Source organism: Clostridium zeae (genome assembly GCF_017312485.1).
GTDB classification, from domain to species: domain Bacteria; phylum Bacillota; class Clostridia; order Clostridiales; family Clostridiaceae; genus Clostridium_AR; species Clostridium_AR zeae.
Window position 1 is genome coordinate 224332 of record NZ_BMBA01000005.1, and the last position, 17926, is coordinate 242257.

The 17926-nt window shown below is 31.1% G+C and carries 19 protein-coding genes and 1 pseudogene; 14 read left to right on the forward strand and 6 right to left on the reverse strand.

Annotated elements, in window-relative coordinates:
- The first annotated feature begins 1 nt into the window (after window position 1).
- Window positions 2–1786 (forward strand): tetratricopeptide repeat-containing glycosyltransferase family 2 protein, encoded by a 1785-nt coding sequence (locus J3477_RS20215; RefSeq protein WP_206871814.1) that lies wholly within the window; start codon window positions 2–4, stop codon window positions 1784–1786.
- A gap of 84 nt (window positions 1787–1870) precedes the next feature.
- Here the strand turns inward: J3477_RS20215 and J3477_RS20220 are convergent, their stop codons facing one another.
- From J3477_RS20220 to J3477_RS20230, 3 genes are all read right to left on the reverse strand, one after another.
- The gene (locus J3477_RS20220; RefSeq protein WP_206871816.1) at window positions 1871–2671 is read right to left on the reverse strand and encodes a DNRLRE domain-containing protein; all 801 of its coding nucleotides are present in this window, start codon (window positions 2669–2671) and stop codon (window positions 1871–1873) included.
- Window positions 2672–2847: 176 nt separating this feature from the next.
- A complete protein-coding gene (locus tag J3477_RS20225; RefSeq protein WP_206871818.1) occupies window positions 2848–3141 on the reverse strand; it encodes a hypothetical protein in 294 nt (97 codons plus the stop codon).
- 215 nt (window positions 3142–3356) lie between these two features.
- Entirely contained in the window at window positions 3357–4076 is a 720-nt protein-coding gene (locus J3477_RS20230; RefSeq protein ID WP_206871820.1) for an EcsC family protein, read from the reverse strand.
- A 329-nt stretch (window positions 4077–4405) separates the two neighbouring features.
- On the opposite strand from J3477_RS20230, the gene J3477_RS20235 reads away from it, so the two are divergent.
- From J3477_RS20235 to J3477_RS20250, 4 genes are all read left to right on the forward strand, one after another.
- Window positions 4406–5494: a PfkB family carbohydrate kinase gene (locus J3477_RS20235; protein ID WP_206871822.1), complete on the forward strand. Its 1089-nt coding sequence runs from the start codon at window positions 4406–4408 to the stop codon at window positions 5492–5494.
- 2 nt (window positions 5495–5496) lie between these two features.
- Window positions 5497–6411, forward strand: a complete 915-nt coding sequence (locus J3477_RS20240) for a pseudouridine-5'-phosphate glycosidase (protein WP_206871823.1) — start codon at window positions 5497–5499, stop codon at window positions 6409–6411.
- A gap of 366 nt (window positions 6412–6777) precedes the next feature.
- Complete coding sequence (gene hcp / locus J3477_RS20245; RefSeq protein WP_206871825.1) at window positions 6778–8487, forward strand: hydroxylamine reductase; 1710 nt, start codon at window positions 6778–6780, stop codon at window positions 8485–8487.
- Window positions 8488–8818: 331 nt separating this feature from the next.
- A complete protein-coding gene (locus J3477_RS20250) occupies window positions 8819–9892 on the forward strand; it encodes an AI-2E family transporter (protein WP_206871827.1) in 1074 nt (357 codons plus the stop codon).
- Window positions 9893–9925: 33 nt separating this feature from the next.
- Here the strand turns inward: J3477_RS20250 and J3477_RS20255 are convergent, their stop codons facing one another.
- Entirely contained in the window at window positions 9926–10234 is a 309-nt protein-coding gene (locus J3477_RS20255; protein ID WP_206871829.1) for a winged helix-turn-helix transcriptional regulator, read from the reverse strand.
- 196 nt (window positions 10235–10430) lie between these two features.
- Between J3477_RS20255 and J3477_RS20260 the strand changes: the two genes are divergently transcribed.
- Entirely contained in the window at window positions 10431–11066 is a 636-nt protein-coding gene (locus tag J3477_RS20260; protein WP_206871830.1) for an FMN-dependent NADH-azoreductase, read from the forward strand.
- An 88-nt stretch (window positions 11067–11154) separates the two neighbouring features.
- Here the strand turns inward: J3477_RS20260 and J3477_RS20265 are convergent, their stop codons facing one another.
- A complete protein-coding gene (locus tag J3477_RS20265; protein ID WP_206871832.1) occupies window positions 11155–11571 on the reverse strand; it encodes a hypothetical protein in 417 nt (138 codons plus the stop codon).
- 195 nt (window positions 11572–11766) lie between these two features.
- Here J3477_RS20265 and J3477_RS20270 point away from each other — a divergent pair, with 195 nt between their 5' ends.
- A complete protein-coding gene (locus J3477_RS20270; protein ID WP_206871834.1) occupies window positions 11767–12639 on the forward strand; it encodes an SDR family oxidoreductase in 873 nt (290 codons plus the stop codon).
- Between the two features lie 134 nt (window positions 12640–12773).
- Here the strand turns inward: J3477_RS20270 and J3477_RS20275 are convergent, their stop codons facing one another.
- On the reverse strand, window positions 12774–12932 hold the full coding sequence (locus tag J3477_RS20275; protein WP_206871836.1) for a hypothetical protein: 159 nt from the start codon (window positions 12930–12932) through the stop codon (window positions 12774–12776).
- 428 nt (window positions 12933–13360) lie between these two features.
- Between J3477_RS20275 and J3477_RS20280 the strand changes: the two genes are divergently transcribed.
- From J3477_RS20280 to J3477_RS20310, 7 genes and pseudogenes are all read left to right on the forward strand, one after another.
- Window positions 13361–13801 (forward strand): GNAT family N-acetyltransferase, encoded by a 441-nt coding sequence (locus J3477_RS20280; RefSeq protein ID WP_206871837.1) that lies wholly within the window; start codon window positions 13361–13363, stop codon window positions 13799–13801.
- Between the two features lie 78 nt (window positions 13802–13879).
- Window positions 13880–14656, forward strand: coding sequence for an SDR family NAD(P)-dependent oxidoreductase (locus J3477_RS20285; RefSeq protein WP_206871839.1), 777 nt, complete (start codon window positions 13880–13882; stop codon window positions 14654–14656).
- A gap of 183 nt (window positions 14657–14839) precedes the next feature.
- Window positions 14840–15163 carry a PadR family transcriptional regulator gene (locus tag J3477_RS20290; RefSeq protein WP_206871842.1) on the forward strand — a complete coding sequence of 108 codons (324 nt, stop codon included), beginning with the start codon at window positions 14840–14842 and terminating at the stop codon, window positions 15161–15163.
- Between the two features lie 20 nt (window positions 15164–15183).
- Window positions 15184–15711: a DUF2812 domain-containing protein gene (locus J3477_RS20295; RefSeq protein WP_206871844.1), complete on the forward strand. Its 528-nt coding sequence runs from the start codon at window positions 15184–15186 to the stop codon at window positions 15709–15711.
- Between the two features lie 17 nt (window positions 15712–15728).
- Complete coding sequence (locus tag J3477_RS20300; RefSeq protein WP_206871846.1) at window positions 15729–16460, forward strand: ABC transporter ATP-binding protein; 732 nt, start codon at window positions 15729–15731, stop codon at window positions 16458–16460.
- Window positions 16453–17628: an ABC transporter permease gene (locus J3477_RS20305; RefSeq protein ID WP_206871847.1), complete on the forward strand. Its 1176-nt coding sequence runs from the start codon at window positions 16453–16455 to the stop codon at window positions 17626–17628. Before J3477_RS20300 ends, J3477_RS20305 begins: the two co-directional genes overlap by 8 nt.
- A gap of 215 nt (window positions 17629–17843) precedes the next feature.
- Window positions 17844–17926: pseudogene (locus J3477_RS20310) on the forward strand (IS200/IS605 family transposase); the annotation flags it as partial.

Genomic DNA, 17926 nt, shown 5'->3' on the forward strand with positions numbered 1-17926 from the left:
AATGAAAAATGAAGTAAGTCTGTGTATGATTGTTAAAAATGAAGAGAAATACTTACCTAGATGTTTGAATAGTGTTAAAGATATAGTGGACGAGATGATAATTGTAGACACAGGTTCTACAGATAGGACTGTAGAAATTGCTAAGGAATTTGGCAGTAATGTTTATTTCTTTCAATGGAATAACAACTTTAGTGAAGCTAGGAATGAATCTTTAAGACATGCTACTAAAGATTGGATTCTAATAATTGATGCCGATGAAGAGATTTACAAGGAAGACCAGGAATTATTCAAGATCCTTTTAAATAGTAAATTAGATGAAGATGCAATTTATAACTTTCAAGGAGTAAGTTATTCGGGTAATTCAATTAATGAAAATAATAGAACTATTAATTTAAATCCAAGATTATTTAAGAATAATAAAGGAATTCATTATGAAGGGGCAATTCATAACCAACTAATATATAATGAGAAGAATTATAACGTAATTTGTGAGGATGTAAAAATACATCATTATGGATATCTAAATGAAAGAATCATATCAACGGGCAAGAGAAATAGAAATCTTACCATTTTAAAAGATCAGTTTGAAAAGAATCCAAATGATAAGTTTATTTGTTTTAATTTAGCCAATGAGTATGCTGCATTAGGTGATTTGAATAAAGCTTTAGAATTATACTATAAAGCTTACGATAATTTTGATCCCAATACTGGATATAGTGCCATGCTAGTAATAAGAATGGTATATCTAAATTACGACATAGGAAAATACGATGAGGCTTTAAGAATTATAGATGAAGGCACTAAATATTATACTAACTGCACTGACTTGTATTTCTTGAAATCACAAATTTATAAGGTTTTAAGAAAACCTATCTTGCAAATTAAGGCGTTGGAGAAATGTATAGAAATAGGAGATGCCCCTGCTCAGTTAAAGTTTTTTTCTGGAACCGGAGGATTTAAGGCTTACTATGAATTAGGTAATATATATTTGGAGTTAAGAGATCTTGATACTGCTTATAACTATTATGTAAAAACTATGCAGAGCGAGCCTGGATTTATCACTCCTATATATGATATTGTCCATATATTTAGACTTCTAAATATAAAATTAGATGAAATAAGAAGTGCATTAGAAGAGCTTGAGTCTGCTACTAGCTTAGATTATTCTATTCTAGCAGATGTATTTTTAGGAGAAGGTTATTATGATTTAGCTTTAGAGTTTATAGAAAAATATGAGATGAGCAATGAACTCATAGATGCTATGAAGGTGCTAAAAGGAAGATGCTTTGTTAGAACAGGAAGATTTAAAGAATGTATTTCTATAGATAAGGTCACTGAAGATAGCGATGGATATATAGAACTTCAGATATGTAGAACTCTAAGCTATGTGTTGATGAAAGATTACAATAATGCTAAGAAATTAATACAAAATATCAGTTGTTCAAATATGAGGGATTATAGCCAAAAGGTAGTAGAAGTATTTAATCAGCTAATAAATATATTTGAAGATAAAACAGCTACTGTAATTAATAAAGACGAGAATGAGACATCATACATGGACATAATAATAGAAATTTGTGAGATAATGCTAGTTAACAAAAGATATGACGAACTGGCAATAGCAGTAAACTTGGCAAATTTGGTTGATAACAGATTTGCATTATTAAGATTAGGAAAGCTTTATTTTAAATATGGATATATTGAATTGGCTAAAAAGGAGATATTAAGATCAATCAAAGAGTTAGAAGTATATGATACTGAAGGGCTCGATATATTAAAGGCTTAAAAGCATAAAACTCCTTATCAATAGTGCAAAAGAAAATTTATTGATTAAATGATAGGGAGTTTTATAAATAATATAAAATAGATATTAATCTGAGTATGAACCTCCTAGTATGATAGTTTCATAATCATTAGGTTCAGGTTTAGGAGTTACAGCTATATTATAGGTTTTATCAATATGGAGAGGTGTGTTCTTTCCAGTATTATCATACTCATCAACAACGTAATAATTGTCAGTGTAACCAGTTAGATGCCTTTTTACGGCAACATTCACTACAGCATTATATTTTGCGTTGGCAGCTACTGTTCCTGTAACCTGTACTTGTTCTATTATAGGAATACCATCACTGTGAGGGGTGGGAGTAGTGCATGTGGAGCGCTGAGGAATTGGAGTGAAACTAACTTTTAAAAATGGAATTAAATAATTATCCTTACTTATAGCAGATCCAAATGATGCAATAGTATTTTTGCTTTTAGCAAACAGTTGGACACAAGTGCTTCTCTTAGGATTATTTATCCAACCTGAAACAAAATAAGTCAGTGGTATTTTTACTGAAACCTCAGTGGCAATAGGATAAAAATATTTTACTGAGAAGGGGTCTGCTTTAGGTCGGTTTTTAAAAGTGGTATAGGTGCTGAAATAGTCACAAGGATAAATACCAAATACCTTAGTTACATCATTATAGAAGTTATCAGTTTTAAATAATGTGAGTTCAGCATAATTTACTGATATATTACTTGGTAATGGAGATAAGTCAAAAAAGAGATAACTAAAATAGCTAGACGTTGTATCATTACCTACTATTATAGTATCTCCATTTATATTGCCATCTGGAAGTTTATTTGTTATAGTAATACTTTTGCTTGCAGGAATTATAATGCTAGCCATTAAATTCACCTCTTTCCCTAGCTATATAAAATATGGAGCCAGATAATGAAATATCTCACTCCATAATTATATTAATATTTTTAAATAACATGAAACAAAATCTAAAGAATTTAAAAATATTAAGAAGAAAGTGAGTTATTGGTAAATGGCCCCATTGAGATCAATAAATTAAAATACTAAGGTGTTTGTGATAATCCCCATGTTACTGTAATAGTATCCCCAGTTTCTGTCTTTGGAACTATAGTTAAAGTAGTTGTAACGTTATAAGCTGTATTGATAGAGCTTGTATTACTTAAAGGAAGAGTCTTTTTATAGTTTGTTAGAGTTCTGCCTAAAGAAGAAGTAGAATTTATATCAGATACATTTATTGTAAGATAACCGACATAGCCTGGAATAAGAGTTCCAGTAGCTTGTACAGTGTATATGGTCCCTGTTTTTGGGGTATCAAAATTCAATGAAGAATCAGCCAAAATAATCAGCTCCTTTGTTTAATTGTTACTTGTAAAATAGTATTTTATACTAATAATATATGAATTAAAAATCGTAATGTGATAAGTTTCATTGAATAATGTTATAAAAAATTTATCTTTTTGTAAATAATGGAAAATTAATTTGTATTTTTGTATCATTGGCTAGACTTTATACACCATAAGCCGCTATAAATTAAATTTTAAGCGGCTTATTTTCATTTATAGAGTAATCTCATCCTATAACAATTCATTACAGTTTCACCTAACTTATCTAAAAGCTTAGAGTTTACATAAGCGCCTACAAAGGCACCTACAGCAGGAAGCATCTGTAGCAGTTTAGCTAAATCTATATAATCTCTATATTCTTGTTGGAAGGTCTTCCAGTCAAATTCGTTTATATCAGAAGGCAAGGATCTTGAATATTCTTGCCAGTTTTCAATCTCAGAGAATATCTTATTTGAATGATTCTTACTTGAAAAGGCTAATTGGAATACATGAAGAATAAATAGTCTCTCCTTATAGTCCCTTACATCAAAACCGTATATAGAAGCTACATCAAATAAAAACTTAAATTTTATAGTGAGTAATAGTGGAAAATCAGCAAGACCTACAAAAAAACCACCAGCACCTGTTCCAGCACCCTCTATCATAGCTGTGGTTTTATATGTTTCAATTTTCTTTCTTACTAATTCTTCTCTGTCATAAAAACTCATGTTATTATATGTTTTTTTTGTTATAAACTCTGAACCAGATATAACCGCTTTAGAGATATTCTTTATAGCCTCTGTCATGATAGTGTGATATTTGTCTGGAAGTATGCTGTTTATCTTTTGCTGACTTTTCCTAGTTAAGTTATCTATAACTGTTGGTTTTTTATTCACTTTAACTTTCCATTGATTCACTTCAGATTTTGCTTGATCTATATAGTGTTTCATATAAAATTAATCTCCTTTATAACATAGCTTATGCTGGGTAGAATAACACATAGATTTGAGAATAAAAAGCGTTTGTTAAGTATAATATTAAAAGGTTATACCTATATAATATTAAATATTCATATTGATGTTAATACTTGGGTTAGAAATACTATAAAATATATAAATTTAAAACAAAAAGATATTTTTTTGGGCGATGTTAAAACAATATTCTTATACATAAATTTTTTATTAAAATTAATAAGTATAAACCTTTACAACAATATAAATAAGTGGTACGATTTAAGTAAGCAAAAGTTAATAAAATAAGCATATGTTAGGGTGATGCTATGACAAACAGAGAGCAAGAAATATTACAGATAATAAGAAAAAATCCTATGATATCTCAAAAAGAGTTAGCGAATATCTTAGGTATCACTAGGTCTTCGGCAGCGGTACACATAACTAATTTAATAAAAAAAGGCAGTATATTAGGAAAAGGATATGTGGTAAAGGAAAATCAATATGCTACAGTTGTAGGAGGAGCCAACATAGATCTTCAAGGCTTTCCTAGCAGTAAATTGATATACAAAGACTCTAATATCGGTGTGGTCAAACATTCTTTAGGCGGAGTTGGAAGAAATATTGCTGAAAACATGGTTAGGCTTGGAATTCATACGAAGTTTTTATCAGTAGTTGGTGATGATGTTTACGGTCAAAAGATTATTGATGAAGGAAGACATATCGGAATGGATATTAAGGAGATAATGGTGGCTCAAGGGCAAAGTACCTCTTCTTATCTATCAATTTTAGATGAAACTGGAGATATGGCAGTTGCAATATCTCATATGGATGTTATGGAGAAACTTGATGTTAATTACTTGATAAGTAAAAAGCATGTGTTAGAAAACTCAGAAGTTACAGTAATTGATACAAATCTCAGTGAAGATGTAATCAAATATATAGCAAGTAACTATAAAGAAAGTAAATTATTTTTAGACACTGTTTCTACTGCAAAATCAATGAAGGTTAAAGACATAATAGGCGTATTTCATACTATAAAGCCTAACAAATTAGAGGCTGAAATCTTAAGCGGTATAAAGATAGAAGATGACAGCAGTTTGAAAAAGGCAGGCAGATATTTCATAGATGCAGGAGTGAAAAATGTATTTATAAGTCTTGGTTCAAAAGGTACTTATTATACTGACGGGAAGCAAGATGGATACATTGAAGGAAAAGCTATAAAGGTAATAAATGCAACTGGAGCTGGAGATGCATTTATGGCTGGACTTGTATATGGAGAGCTCAATGATTTAAGTATAAAACAAAAGGCCATATTTGGTAATGCTGCAGCGATACTTGCACTTAGTCATGAAAATACTATAAACCCTAATATCACAGCAGATAATATATATAAGTTAATTGAGGAGGAATTTTAATTATGTTAGAAAAATATTTAGATATTAATCCAGAGGTTAAAAAGGCTTTAGAAGAAGGTAGACCAGTAGTCGCATTAGAATCTACTATAATATCACATGGTATGCCATACCCACAAAATGTTGAAACTGCATTAGCTGTTGAAAAAATTATAAGAGATAATGGTGCAGTTCCAGCTACAATAGCTATACTAGGTGGGGTTTTAAAAGTTGGTTTAACAGAAGCTGAAATAGATCATTTAGGTAAAGCAGGAAATGTTATAAAGACTTCAAAAAGAGATATACCTTTCATAATTGCAAAAAAAGCTGATGGAGCTACAACAGTTGCTTCAACTATGATAATAGCAGCTTTAGCAGGAGTAAAGGTATTTGCTACAGGTGGAATAGGTGGCGTTCATAGAGAAGCTCAAGAAACTTTTGATATATCAGCGGATTTACAAGAATTTGCTCATACAAATGTAGCTGTTGTTTGTGCAGGCGCAAAATCAATACTTGATATAGGTTTAACATTAGAATACCTAGAAACTTATGGGGTTCCTGTAGTTGGATTTAAGACTGAAGAGCTTCCGGCCTTCTATACAAGAAAGAGTGGCTTTGGAGTTGATTATAAGGTAGAAAATGAAAAGGAACTTGCTGAAGCAATAAAAGCTAAGTGGGATCTTGGACTTAATGGTGGAGTAGTAATAGCTAACCCTATACCAGAGCAATATCAAATGGATTACGATACTATAAATAATGCTATAGAGAATGCATTAAAAGAAGCAAAGGAAAAAGGAATAAAAGGAAAAGAAAGCACACCATTCTTACTTGCTAAGGTTAAAGAAATTACAGGTGGAGCATCTTTAGATTCAAATATTAAGCTTGTGTTTAACAATGCAGAAGTTGCAGCTAAGCTTGCAGTAGAATTATCTAAACTTTAATAATATTCTTAAAAATAAACTGATACTAAAAAGAAATTAATAAATTTATAATAGAACTTCCAGTCTTATAAATACTAATATAAAGCATTTGAAAGACTGGGAGTTCTATTATATAAATGTATAAGTTTGTACTAAGATGGCAATATGCTTATGTTGGCAGTATATTTTAAAATAAATAAACAAAATTTTTTTATAAAAATTATAAAAAGTTTTTATTTCGTAACTTAAGTTACCGATTAATGTAGAGTAAATTAGTATAATTTGAAATGTAGAGAAGAGATCAAACAAATAAATGCCACTTCAATTAGTTATATGGAAGCTGGTACGAAAAATTTAAAATAAATAAATTAATCGGAGGTTACGTTCATGAGTATGTTTTGTTATCAATGTCAAGAAGCAGCTGGCTGCAAAGGATGTACAATAAAAGGTGTATGTGGTAAGACTGAAGATGTAGCAAAGTCACAGGATTTATTAATATATGTTGTTAAAGGTCTTTCTGTTGTAGTAAACGAAGGAAGAAAAGTTGGAGTTACAAGCAAGAAGGCTGATAACTTTATAGTTGATAGTTTATTTGCAACAATAACAAATGCAAACTTTGATAGAGATGTATTTATATCAAGAATAAGAGAAGGTTTAGCTTTAAGAGAAGAATTAAAGGTTGAAGTAGCTAAAGCTGGTGGAAATGTTGGAGTAACAAATGAAAGCTGGTTAGCTAAGATGCTTTCTTTCGTTGGATTAAAGAGAGAAGAAGAAAGCAAACTTCCAGAAGCAACAACTTGGTTTGGTGCTAATGTTGATGAATTCAATGAAAAGGCTGAAACTGTAGGCGTTCTTTCAACAAAGGATGAAGATATAAGATCATTAAGAGAATTAACAACTTACGGATTAAAAGGTATGTCTGCTTACGTAAAGCAAGCTAGAGCATTAGGTTTTGAAAATGATGACGTTGTTGCTTTCATGGCTCAAGCATTAGCTGAATTACTAGATGATACAAAAACAGTTGATGATTATGTAGCATTAGCTTTAAAAGCTGGTGAAGTTGGTGTTTCAGGTATGGCGTTATTAGATACTGCTAACACTAAGACTTATGGAAATCCTGAAATAACTAAGGTTAATATAGGAGTTAGAAATAACCCTGGTATATTAATAAGCGGACATGATTTAAGAGATTTAGAACAATTACTTGAGCAAACAGAAGGAACTGGAGTAGACGTTTATACTCACAGTGAAATGCTTCCAGCTCACTACTACCCAGCATTCAAGAAATACACTCACTTTGCAGGAAACTACGGAAATGCTTGGTGGAAACAAAATGAAGAATTCGAAAAATTCAATGGACCAATACTTATGACTACAAACTGTATAGTTACTCCAAAGGATTCATACAAGGACAGAATATACACTACAGGTGTAACTGGATTCCCAGGGGTTAAGCATATAGATGCAGATGCAAATGGAGTTAAGGACTTCTCAGCTTTAGTTGAACAAGCTAAGAAATTACCTACACCAACTGAAATAGAAACAGGAGAAATAATCGGTGGATTCGCTCATGAACAAGTATTTGCTTTAGCAGATAAGGTTGTTGATGCAGTTAAGAGTGGAGCTATAAAGAGATTCTTCGTAATGGCTGGTTGTGACGGAAGAGCTAAGAGCAGAAGTTACTACACAGAATTTGCTGAAAAACTTCCAAAGGATACAGTAATCCTTACAGCTGGATGTGCTAAATACAAATATAACAAATTAAACTTAGGTGATATCGGAGGAATTCCAAGAGTTCTAGATGCTGGACAATGTAATGACTCATACTCATTAGCATTAATAGCATTAAAGCTTAAAGAGGTATTCGGATTAGCTGATATTAATGAATTACCAATATCATACAACATAGCTTGGTATGAACAAAAGGCTGTTATAGTATTATTATCTTTACTTCACTTAGGAGTTAAGAATATACATTTAGGACCAACTCTACCAGCATTCCTTTCACCAAATGTAGCTAATGTTTTAGTACAAAACTTTGGTATCGGTGGAATAACAAATGTTGATGATGACATGGCTATGTTCCTAGCACAATAATTAAAAATTAAGTATTAATCTCATGCAGTATACGAAAATTTAAGTATCCCCTTAAATTTTAGACGAGATCTCCCCGGATCCTCGTGAATAATAATCTCACCCTTTATAAAAGGAAGACTATGATAAGTAGTCTTCCTTTTTTGCTGTATAGAAAACTATAAAATTTTTAAACTAGCTAAACTGAGATATTTCCATCTATTTAGAAGCTTCTAAATAGATGGGTTTTATCTTTATGGTAAATGAAACTATTTATAAATATTACTAGGCATACAAACTAACACTATGGAAAATACTAATATTATCTAAACTATAAAAACTTTAGGAGAAAATTATGAAAAAGAAAAAACTAATATATAATCTTTTAATAATAAATTTAGTTTTACTAGCCATATTTCTTTATAGCAAAGTACCAACACTAATAATTTTTGCCAATAAAATTGCAAAAGTGGTACTTGTACCAATAATTATAGGAGTATTCTTTTTTTATTTAGTAAAACCATTAAATGATTTTCTTTTAAAAAAGGGCACGAAAAACAGTATTGCCGCTATGTTGACTTTAATAACTACAGTTATAGTGCTATCTGGATTTTTTGTATTTTTAGGATCTCGTTTGATAAGAGAATTTCAGCTGCTTATTTCGAAAGTATCAAATACGTTGCAGAATGATTCATTAATAAAGGGCTTTAATGATTACTTTACAAATAACTTAGAGCTTGGGTGGGTTTATGAAAAGATTGTGAGCTATGTAGAGACATATCTATACATGCTTAGCAAGAGAGGTATGAGAGTATTTAGTTATGCAATGAATTTGTTTTCTGTATTATTACTTATACTTGTAATAATATTCTATCTGCTAAAGGATGGATTGAGGTTTAAAGGAAGTATTATCAAGTTAGTCCCACATAGATATAAAGATAAGGTGTCCTCTATTATGGGTGAAAGTAATAAGGTACTATCTTCCTACGTTACTGGTCAGGCTTGTGTAGCATTATCTCTATCCGCTATGGTATATATAGGATATAAGATAATAGGAATGCCTAGTGCTCTTATCTTAGCTTCAACTACATTTATTTTAGCTTTTATTCCTTTTGTAGGATTCTTTGTTTCAATGATAATACCGTATATTATTGCCATAAGTGTTGGTCTTCATATGATAATAAAGCTTACAATATTATTTATGATTGCACAAGGGGTTAAAGGAAGAATTGTGGTTCCTTTAATTATGTCAAAGGCTATGAAGATACATCCATTGACCGATATATTTTTGGTTATAGCTGCCGCTAGTTTGATTGGACCATTAGGTGCTTTTGCAGTAGTACCAGTGTACGCAGTGCTTAAGGTTATACTAGTAAATCTAAATTTAATAACTTCTGATAATAAAATTATCTATGATAAAAATAAATAAAATTAAATGGAAAATCGGCAGTAATCTGCCGATTTAACTCCATTTTTCAGCCCATTTCTGAATTTCATCCATGGCTTTTTCAAGATCTCTTCCTTTGTCAGTAAGCTCGTATTCTATCCTTACTGGAATTTCAGGATATACACTTCTATTTATGATGCCTTCCTTTTCTAATTCCTTAAAGCGCTCTGTAAGCATTCTTGCACTCATATTAGGAATTGTTTCGGATATATCTGAAAATCTCTTTGGACCACTTAGTAAAGTTCTTATTATTAAGCCAGACCACCTTTTACCAAGTAGGGAAAAAGCTGCTTCAAACTTAGGGCAAAGTTGACACTTATCCATAATAATCATCTCCCAAATTTATTTTATCATATATGCTTGACAAAAGTAAGTATGATATATTAATATAGTTACATAAAGTAAGTTAATATTAATTATTAATTAGGTATAATAATTATACAAAACTTAATATCAAAACACAAGTATATTATTAAAATTTAGAAAATATATATTTACTATGAGGAAGGATGATTTAATTATGTCAAAAGTTTTATTTATAACAGCAAATCCAAAACCAGTTGAAGCTTCATACAGCTTAACTGTAGCAAAAGAATTTATTGAAGAATATAAAAAAGCTAACCCAAAGGATGAAGTTATTAATATAGATGTTTATAAGGATAATATACCGCTTATAGACGGAGATGTTTTTGAAGCTTGGGGTAAATTAGCAGGTGGAGTAGCATTTAATGAACTTTCACAAGAACAACAACAAAAGGTTGGAACTCTAGGTGCCTTAGTTGATCAATTTGTAGAGATAGACAAGTATGTATTTGTAACACCACTTTGGAACTTTGGAATTCCTCCAATGCTAAAAGCTTATATTGATGCTGTATCAGTAGCCGGAAAGACTTTTAAATATACTGAAAGCGGATCGGTAGGTTTATTAAGTGGCAAGAAAGCTATACACATACAAGCTAGAGGTGGAATATATAGTTATGGGCCAACTGCTGAGTTTGAACTAGGAGATAGATATATAAAATCTGTTCTTGGCTTCTTCGGAATTACAGATTATTCATCTGTAGTAGTTGAAGGTGCAAACTATGCTCCAGATAAGGCTGAAGAAATTAAGAATGCAGCTATAGCAAATGCAAAGGAAGTAGCTAAAAACTTCTAAAAATAATTTTATAAAACTAATTAAAGTGTGAGCGGTTATTTCATATTAACGCTCACACTTTATAATTTTAAAAATATATTATATGTTATTACACTGGTAATGGTTTTTTATCTTTTATCAATACGTGGATATCTTCATGAACTTTAACTATAGCATCTATAAACTTGCTATCAGGCAAGTCGTAAGATCTAGTAAGTATTGTTTTGAGTTCATTCAATCCTATAAGATATTCGAATTCCTTTCCACTATCAAAACCTTCTTTTAATGACATTACTGCTCGAGTATCACATATTGTACATCTTGCAGTGTTTTCTTCATCACCTAAAAAGTGTATGAACTCAAGTACTTCATCATAGTTCACTAATTTAGGATCTACATATACAATTGCAGAAAAAGGATCATTTTTAGCGTTTATGTCTATTTTATTAACCCAATAAAATTCAGTTATAGTATTTTGTATTCTAGATTTTAAATCACCACTATCGAGTATTCTTTTATATTCCACTTATATCACTCCTCTCTACAAATATATTTTTTCTATATTTATATGTCTATATACTAGGATTATTCTGCAATAAAGGATTAAGTAATATGAAATTCAATGATTAAACATTTTATGAAAAGGATAAAAATTTAAGCTAAAAGGAATAATAATTAAGACTTATATAGCAATTATAAATAATTTTTAGAGGTGATATAAATGGATAAAAATCATAAATTCCCAACCAGTTTTCCGCCACAGCATCAAGATAGGCAGCCAGGCTTTGAAAATGAAATGAATCCAAGGCCTATTTTTGAAATGGAAGGATATAATCTATCCTCTAATAGATTAAAAGGTAAAGTAGCTATAATAACAGGTGGAGACAGTGGCATAGGCAGAGCGGTTTCCATAGCTTTTGCAAAGGAAGGTGCCAAGGTTGCTATAGTATATTTACATGAAGAAGATGATGCGGAAGAAACTAAGAGCATAATAGATAAGTGTGGAGCTCAGTGCATGCTTATAAGTGGAGATATAGGTTATGAGGATTTCTGCAATCAAGTAGTAAAAAAAGTAATGGATCAATGGGGAAAAATTGATATCTTAGTTAATAATGCAGCAGAACAACATGTACAAAATAGTCTTAAGGACATAAGTGCAGATCAACTGGAAAAGACCTTTAGAACTAATGTGTTTAGTGCGTTTTATTTGAGTAAAGCTGTTCTTCCATATTTAAAGTGCGGAGGTAATATAATCAATACCACTTCCATAACCGCTTATAAGGGTAATGAAACCTTAATAGATTATTCATCAACTAAGGGTGCATTGGTAAGCTTTACAAGAGCATTATCTCAAAGTGTTGCAAAGACAGGGATAAGGGTTAATTCAGTTGCACCAGGACCAATATGGACGCCACTTATACCAGCAAGTTTTGGAGGAGAAGATGTTAAGAGTTTTGGATCAGATACGCCTATGGGTAGGGCCGGCCAACCTGTAGAATTAGCTCAAGCTTATGTGTTCCTAGCATCTGACGATGCGTCTTATATTACAGGTCAGACTATACATGTCAATGGTGGAAATATAGTCAATGGATAATATTGTAGTAATATACATCTAAATAGTATATAAACTTAGGATTTAAATATTTTCTGAGTAGTTTTTATCACAATATTTTATTTAAATAATAATATACTTCCTGATATCTATTATGGATACCAGGAAGTGATTAACTAGTCGTCAGCTCTTCTCTCCATATTATGTTTTTCCTTTAATACATCTTCTTGAGATAGTTCTGTTTGATTCATTATTTCAGTTATACCAACATTATGTTCAAGTAACTTTCTTGCAGACTCCATTTGTTTTTCATGCATACCTTTTCTCTTACCCATAATCAACACTCCTTTCAAAGTTATTATTTGATTAATTTTAGCTATTTAAACTAGAATAAAAAGAGAGTTACACTAAGCTATAGAATTACTAACAAAAAATTAGTAAAATAGGATATAATAAATTTTTTATATACAAATAGTGTGGTGAAATTAAGATGTTACTACTTCCGATACTTTAATGAACTTCACAGAGAATTAATATGATTTTCTACAGTGAAACAGCTAAAACTGTATAACTCACTACGTTCGGACAATACAGTTTTTTAACGCTGTTTCACTTCCGAAAATCATTTAATTCTAACTGTTCGTTCATATAGTATCTCCGTAGTAACATCTTAATTTCAATACTATTAGACTGATAAAATTAATTTTAGCAACAATAATTAATGTGAAAAGATAAATTCAATAACTTTAAAAGGAGAAATAAAATGGAGTGGATTATAAAGCATTTTAGTGATTTAAATATAGAAGAACTTTATGAAATCATAAAATCAAGAAATGAAGTATTTATAGGAGAGCAGGAAGTTAAGGAACAGGATCTAGATGATAGGGATAAAGATTGTTATCATCTTTTTGCAATGGATAATGGTAGAGTAGTTGCTTATTGCAGAATTCTTAAGGGCGGAGTAGCGTACAAAGATCCTTCTATAGGTCGTGTGTTGGTTATAAGAAGCCATAGAAAAATGGGACTTGCTAATAAGATGATGGTAAAAGCAATTGAGTTTATAAAAAATGAATTGGATGAAGATAATATAACATTATCAGCACAAGAATATGTGGTGAATTTATACGAAAGTTTAGGTTTTAAGAGAAAATCTGAAGTTTATATGGAGGCAGGAATTCCTCATATCAAAATGAGATATGAATAAAGGATTCCTATTTGCATCTATAAGAAATATGAAGTAGAGAATTGTTAAAGCTGAGAAAATATATAGTGGAGAGAAATAATGAAGGATAGATATACGTTAATAACTGGAGCAACCTCGGGCATAGGTTATGAATTGGCTAAGCTTTTTGCAAAAGACAAAAACAATTTAATTATAGTTGGAAGAGATACGGAAAGATTAAGCAAGGTAAAAGTTGAGCTTGAAAACTTAAATTCTATAAAGGTGCATTCTGTAGAAGCAGATTTAAAACTAGAGGCTTCTGTGGAAAAAGTAATTAAATTTGTTGATGAAAATAATTTAACTGTGGAAAACTTAGTGAACAATGCGGGGGTTGGTTCTTTTGGACATTTTCATGAAGTTGATACAGAAAAAGATTTAGATATGATTAAGGTTAATATATATGCATTAACTAGACTTACTAAAAGCTTTCTTCCTAAAATTATTGAGCTAGGTAAGGGCGGAATTTTAAATGTGGCATCTACAGCAGCATTTGCACCAGGACCCAAGATGTCTGTTTATTATGCAACCAAAGCTTATGTATTATCATTAACTGAAGCTTTAGGAGAAGAGCTTAAGGATACTAATATAAAAATAACAGCTCTTTGCCCTGGACCTGTAAAGACTAATTTTCAAAGTCGTGCAGAAGTTGTGAAGTCCGAGAAAGCTAAAAAATATATGATGGATGCTGAAACTGTAGCGTACATAGGTTATAAGGATTATTTTAAAGGAAAGCTAATTGTTATACCTGGGCTTAAAAATAAGTTTATGATCCAAGCGTTAAGAATAGCTCCGCGAAGTGTTATAAGGAAAATAATAAGAAGTGTTAATACCAAATAGAGGCTATAAGTAGCTTCTATTTTTTTGCGTTACTAAGAAAATACATAATTTTTATGCTAGCTTTAATGATATTTTTATTACGAAAAATCATTGACAATATGAAGAAATTGGAATAGTATATCAGTATACGATATATCGGAAGACGATATAATATTCACCAATGAAGGGGATGACCTGAAGTAAATGAAAGATGCTAAAAAATATATTCCTTTAACAGAAGCTACATACTATATACTTTTGTCCTTAGTAGAGACTATGCATGGGTATGGCATAATGCAAAGGGTTGAGGAGATGACAAACAGTCAGGTTAAACTTGGCCCAGGAACCTTATATGGGGCCATAAGCAAGTTAGTTAAGGAAGAGATAATAGTAGAGGTAATTAATGAATTTGATTCTAGAAGAAAAAGCTATTCACTGACTGAATTAGGGAAAGAGATAGTTAGGTTAGAGCATAAAAGAATTGAATTACTTTATGAGAATGGCAAAAAGGTAATATCCGGATTATAGCATTCATTATGGAGGTTAATATGGTAAAGATAAATAAATATATTAAGAAGTTTAAAGTGTTTTTTGTATGGCAACATGAAGAAGAAGAAAAATGGTTAAGGAAAATGAGTTTAAAAGGTTATGAGTTAGTAAGTGCTAGGTTATTCATATTTACATTCAAGGTGTGTGAACCTAAAGACGTTGTATATAAGCTTGATTATAGGAGATTAAGCAAATATGAAGAGGATAATTATCTTACCATATTTGCAGAATCAGGTTGGGAGCATGTAACAGGATGCATGAATTGGTTCTATTTCAAAAATGAAAACTATAGTGAAGATAAGATGGAGATTTTTAATGATGAGGAATCAAAGGCTGAAATGGTGAGCCGTGTCCAAAAGCTAATAGGATTAGTTACTGTTTCAGAGCTATGTATGCTTGCATCAATAATAAAAACCGCAGAGGAAAGTCCTGCGTTAGCAATTTTTTGGGCATTACTAATGATACTGTTGACCTATGGAAATATAAAGATGTTTCTTAAACGTAGAGCTTTACGCAAAAGATTTTAATGAGGGAGAGATTATATATGTTAGAGGTTAAGGAACTTACAAAAGAGTTCAAGAAGACAAAGGCGGTAAGCAAGGTTAGTTTTACTGTGAGTCCAGGTGAAATAGTTGGGCTTTTAGGTGAGAATGGTGCTGGTAAGACAACTACAATGAGAATGGTATCTACTTTACTGAAACCTACAGCTGGCACTGTGGTGGTAAATAGTTTCGATATAAATAAAGAACCAGATAAGGTTAGAAAAGAGATAGGCATATTGTTTGGTGGAGATGTAGGGCTTTATGATAGACTCACAGCCAGAGAAAATATGTCGTACTTTGCCAGTCTCTATGGATTTAGTAAAGAGGAAGCTGACAAAAGAATTAATGAACTAGCTGACGAACTTGATATGAGAGAATATATAGATAAAAGAGTCAGTAAGTTTTCCAGAGGAATGAAACAAAAGGTGTCTATTGCTAGAGCTATTGTCCACTCACCATCAATTATGTTATTTGATGAACCTACAACAGGCTTGGATGTAAGAGCTACTAGGATAATTCATAACTTTATAAAGAAGTGTAAGAGAGAAAATAAGACAATACTTTTTTCAAGCCATTCTATGAGGGAAGTTGAAAAGCTATGCGATAGAGTAGTTATAATAAATAAAGGACAATTAGTTGAAGAAGGAACTATAGAGGAATTAAAGAAAAAGTACAATAATGATGACTTAGAGGAAGTTTTCGTAGATCTTATAGGAGGTGAAAGAGATGAATAATTTTTTTACTATATATAAAAAAGAACTAATAGATATTTTTAGAGACAGAAAAACAATCATATTCAGTATTCTTCTACCTATATTGATCTACCCAGTGATGTTTGGATTAGTTAATTATATGATGAAGGACATGCAAAGTGATATTGAAAAGAAGCTAGATCTAGGAGTTAAGGGCAATAAGGATTCGGCTATAGTAAGTATACTGAAGGAGCAGAAGAATATTACACTTCATTATGATGATAATTTGGATGAAAAACTTAAAAAGGGAGATGTGTCTCTTATAATAGATATACCTAATGAGTTTGATCAAAATATTAATGATTTTAAGCCAACAACGTTGAAGCTCGTATATGATAAAGATTCAAATAAATCGTCTATGGCAGCTTCTAGTATAAGAGCTATTTTTGATAGCTATTATAAATCTATAGTAAATGCAAGAATAGAAAGTAAAGGGCTAGAGAAAAATTTCTTGAATCCTTTTGATATACAGCAAGTTACTACTGAAAATGTAAAAGATTCAGATCAAGGGTTAGGTTCTATGATGATAGGAATGCTTCCAACCTTCATAATAATATTTATGCTTACTCCTACCTTAACCATAGCAGCAGACTTCATTGCAGGAGAAAAGGAAAGAGGGACCTTTGAACCGTTACTTTCGACTTCAGTAAGTAGAATGTCAATAATGTGGGGGAAACTAGCTACCCTTGCTACAGTATCTATAATAGCTTTAGTTGCTAGTATGACAGCAATGGGAGGCTCGCTAAAGTATAACTTTAAGCTAGGAAATGCTTTAAACGTAACCCCTAAAGCTCTAGTTTTAATAGCTTTATTTTCTGTATTCGTACTTATATCGGTTTGTGCTGTAGAAATGGCTATAAGTATATATGCTAAATCTATAAAAGAAGCCAATTCATTTTTAGGTGGAATAACAGCTCCAGTATTTATATTATCCTATATACCATTTATGATGGATGCTAAGACTGTTAAGTGGATATATTTTAATATACCTATAGTAAATGTAGTAGTTCTGATGAAAGAATTCTTAGTTGGCATATTCAATACTCAGCATATATTAGTAGTAGCTGCTTGGCATGTGGTTTATGTTATTTTATCAATTCTTTTTGTAAAGATAATGTTCTCAAGAGAAGAAGTTATATTTAGAAGCTAATTTGTTGTATCATCATTTTAAATAAAAAAATATGTATACTATTAGGATTGAGTTATGCCTGAGATAACTCAATCTTTTTTTGTATTAATGAATACCACATGTTATACATGTGGTTCTAAAAAGCTTATAGCTATGAGTAGAAAAAAATAATACCTCCGGAGTAAAATAATAGTAGGTTTGCCGACCACTAACATTTTGAAGGAGGTATATCCAAAGTGGATAATAATAGTTTAGCACATAGCAAATGGAACTGTAAATATCACATAGTTTTTGCGCCAAAGTATAGAAGACAAATAAT

Bases quoted from the DNA above. Each gene is read 5' to 3' on its own strand.
- J3477_RS20215 (WP_206871814.1), top strand. From the start codon at position 2: ATGAAAAATGAAGTAAGTCTGTGTATGATTGTTAAAAATGAAGAGAAA.
- J3477_RS20220 (WP_206871816.1), bottom strand. From the start codon at position 2,671: ATGGCTAGCATTATAATTCCTGCAAGCAAAAGTATTACTATAACAAAT.
- J3477_RS20230 (WP_206871820.1), bottom strand. From the start codon at position 4,076: ATGAAACACTATATAGATCAAGCAAAATCTGAAGTGAATCAATGGAAA.
- J3477_RS20235 (WP_206871822.1), top strand. From the start codon at position 4,406: ATGACAAACAGAGAGCAAGAAATATTACAGATAATAAGAAAAAATCCT.
- J3477_RS20240 (WP_206871823.1), top strand. From the start codon at position 5,497: ATGTTAGAAAAATATTTAGATATTAATCCAGAGGTTAAAAAGGCTTTA.
- hcp (WP_206871825.1), top strand. From the start codon at position 6,778: ATGAGTATGTTTTGTTATCAATGTCAAGAAGCAGCTGGCTGCAAAGGA.
- J3477_RS20250 (WP_206871827.1), top strand. From the start codon at position 8,819: ATGAAAAAGAAAAAACTAATATATAATCTTTTAATAATAAATTTAGTT.
- J3477_RS20255 (WP_206871829.1), bottom strand. From the start codon at position 10,234: ATGGATAAGTGTCAACTTTGCCCTAAGTTTGAAGCAGCTTTTTCCCTA.
- J3477_RS20260 (WP_206871830.1), top strand. From the start codon at position 10,431: ATGTCAAAAGTTTTATTTATAACAGCAAATCCAAAACCAGTTGAAGCT.
- J3477_RS20270 (WP_206871834.1), top strand. From the start codon at position 11,767: ATGGATAAAAATCATAAATTCCCAACCAGTTTTCCGCCACAGCATCAA.
- J3477_RS20275 (WP_206871836.1), bottom strand. From the start codon at position 12,932: ATGGGTAAGAGAAAAGGTATGCATGAAAAACAAATGGAGTCTGCAAGA.
- J3477_RS20280 (WP_206871837.1), top strand. From the start codon at position 13,361: ATGGAGTGGATTATAAAGCATTTTAGTGATTTAAATATAGAAGAACTT.
- J3477_RS20285 (WP_206871839.1), top strand. From the start codon at position 13,880: ATGAAGGATAGATATACGTTAATAACTGGAGCAACCTCGGGCATAGGT.
- J3477_RS20290 (WP_206871842.1), top strand. From the start codon at position 14,840: ATGAAAGATGCTAAAAAATATATTCCTTTAACAGAAGCTACATACTAT.
- J3477_RS20295 (WP_206871844.1), top strand. From the start codon at position 15,184: ATGGTAAAGATAAATAAATATATTAAGAAGTTTAAAGTGTTTTTTGTA.
- J3477_RS20300 (WP_206871846.1), top strand. From the start codon at position 15,729: ATGTTAGAGGTTAAGGAACTTACAAAAGAGTTCAAGAAGACAAAGGCG.
- J3477_RS20305 (WP_206871847.1), top strand. From the start codon at position 16,453: ATGAATAATTTTTTTACTATATATAAAAAAGAACTAATAGATATTTTT.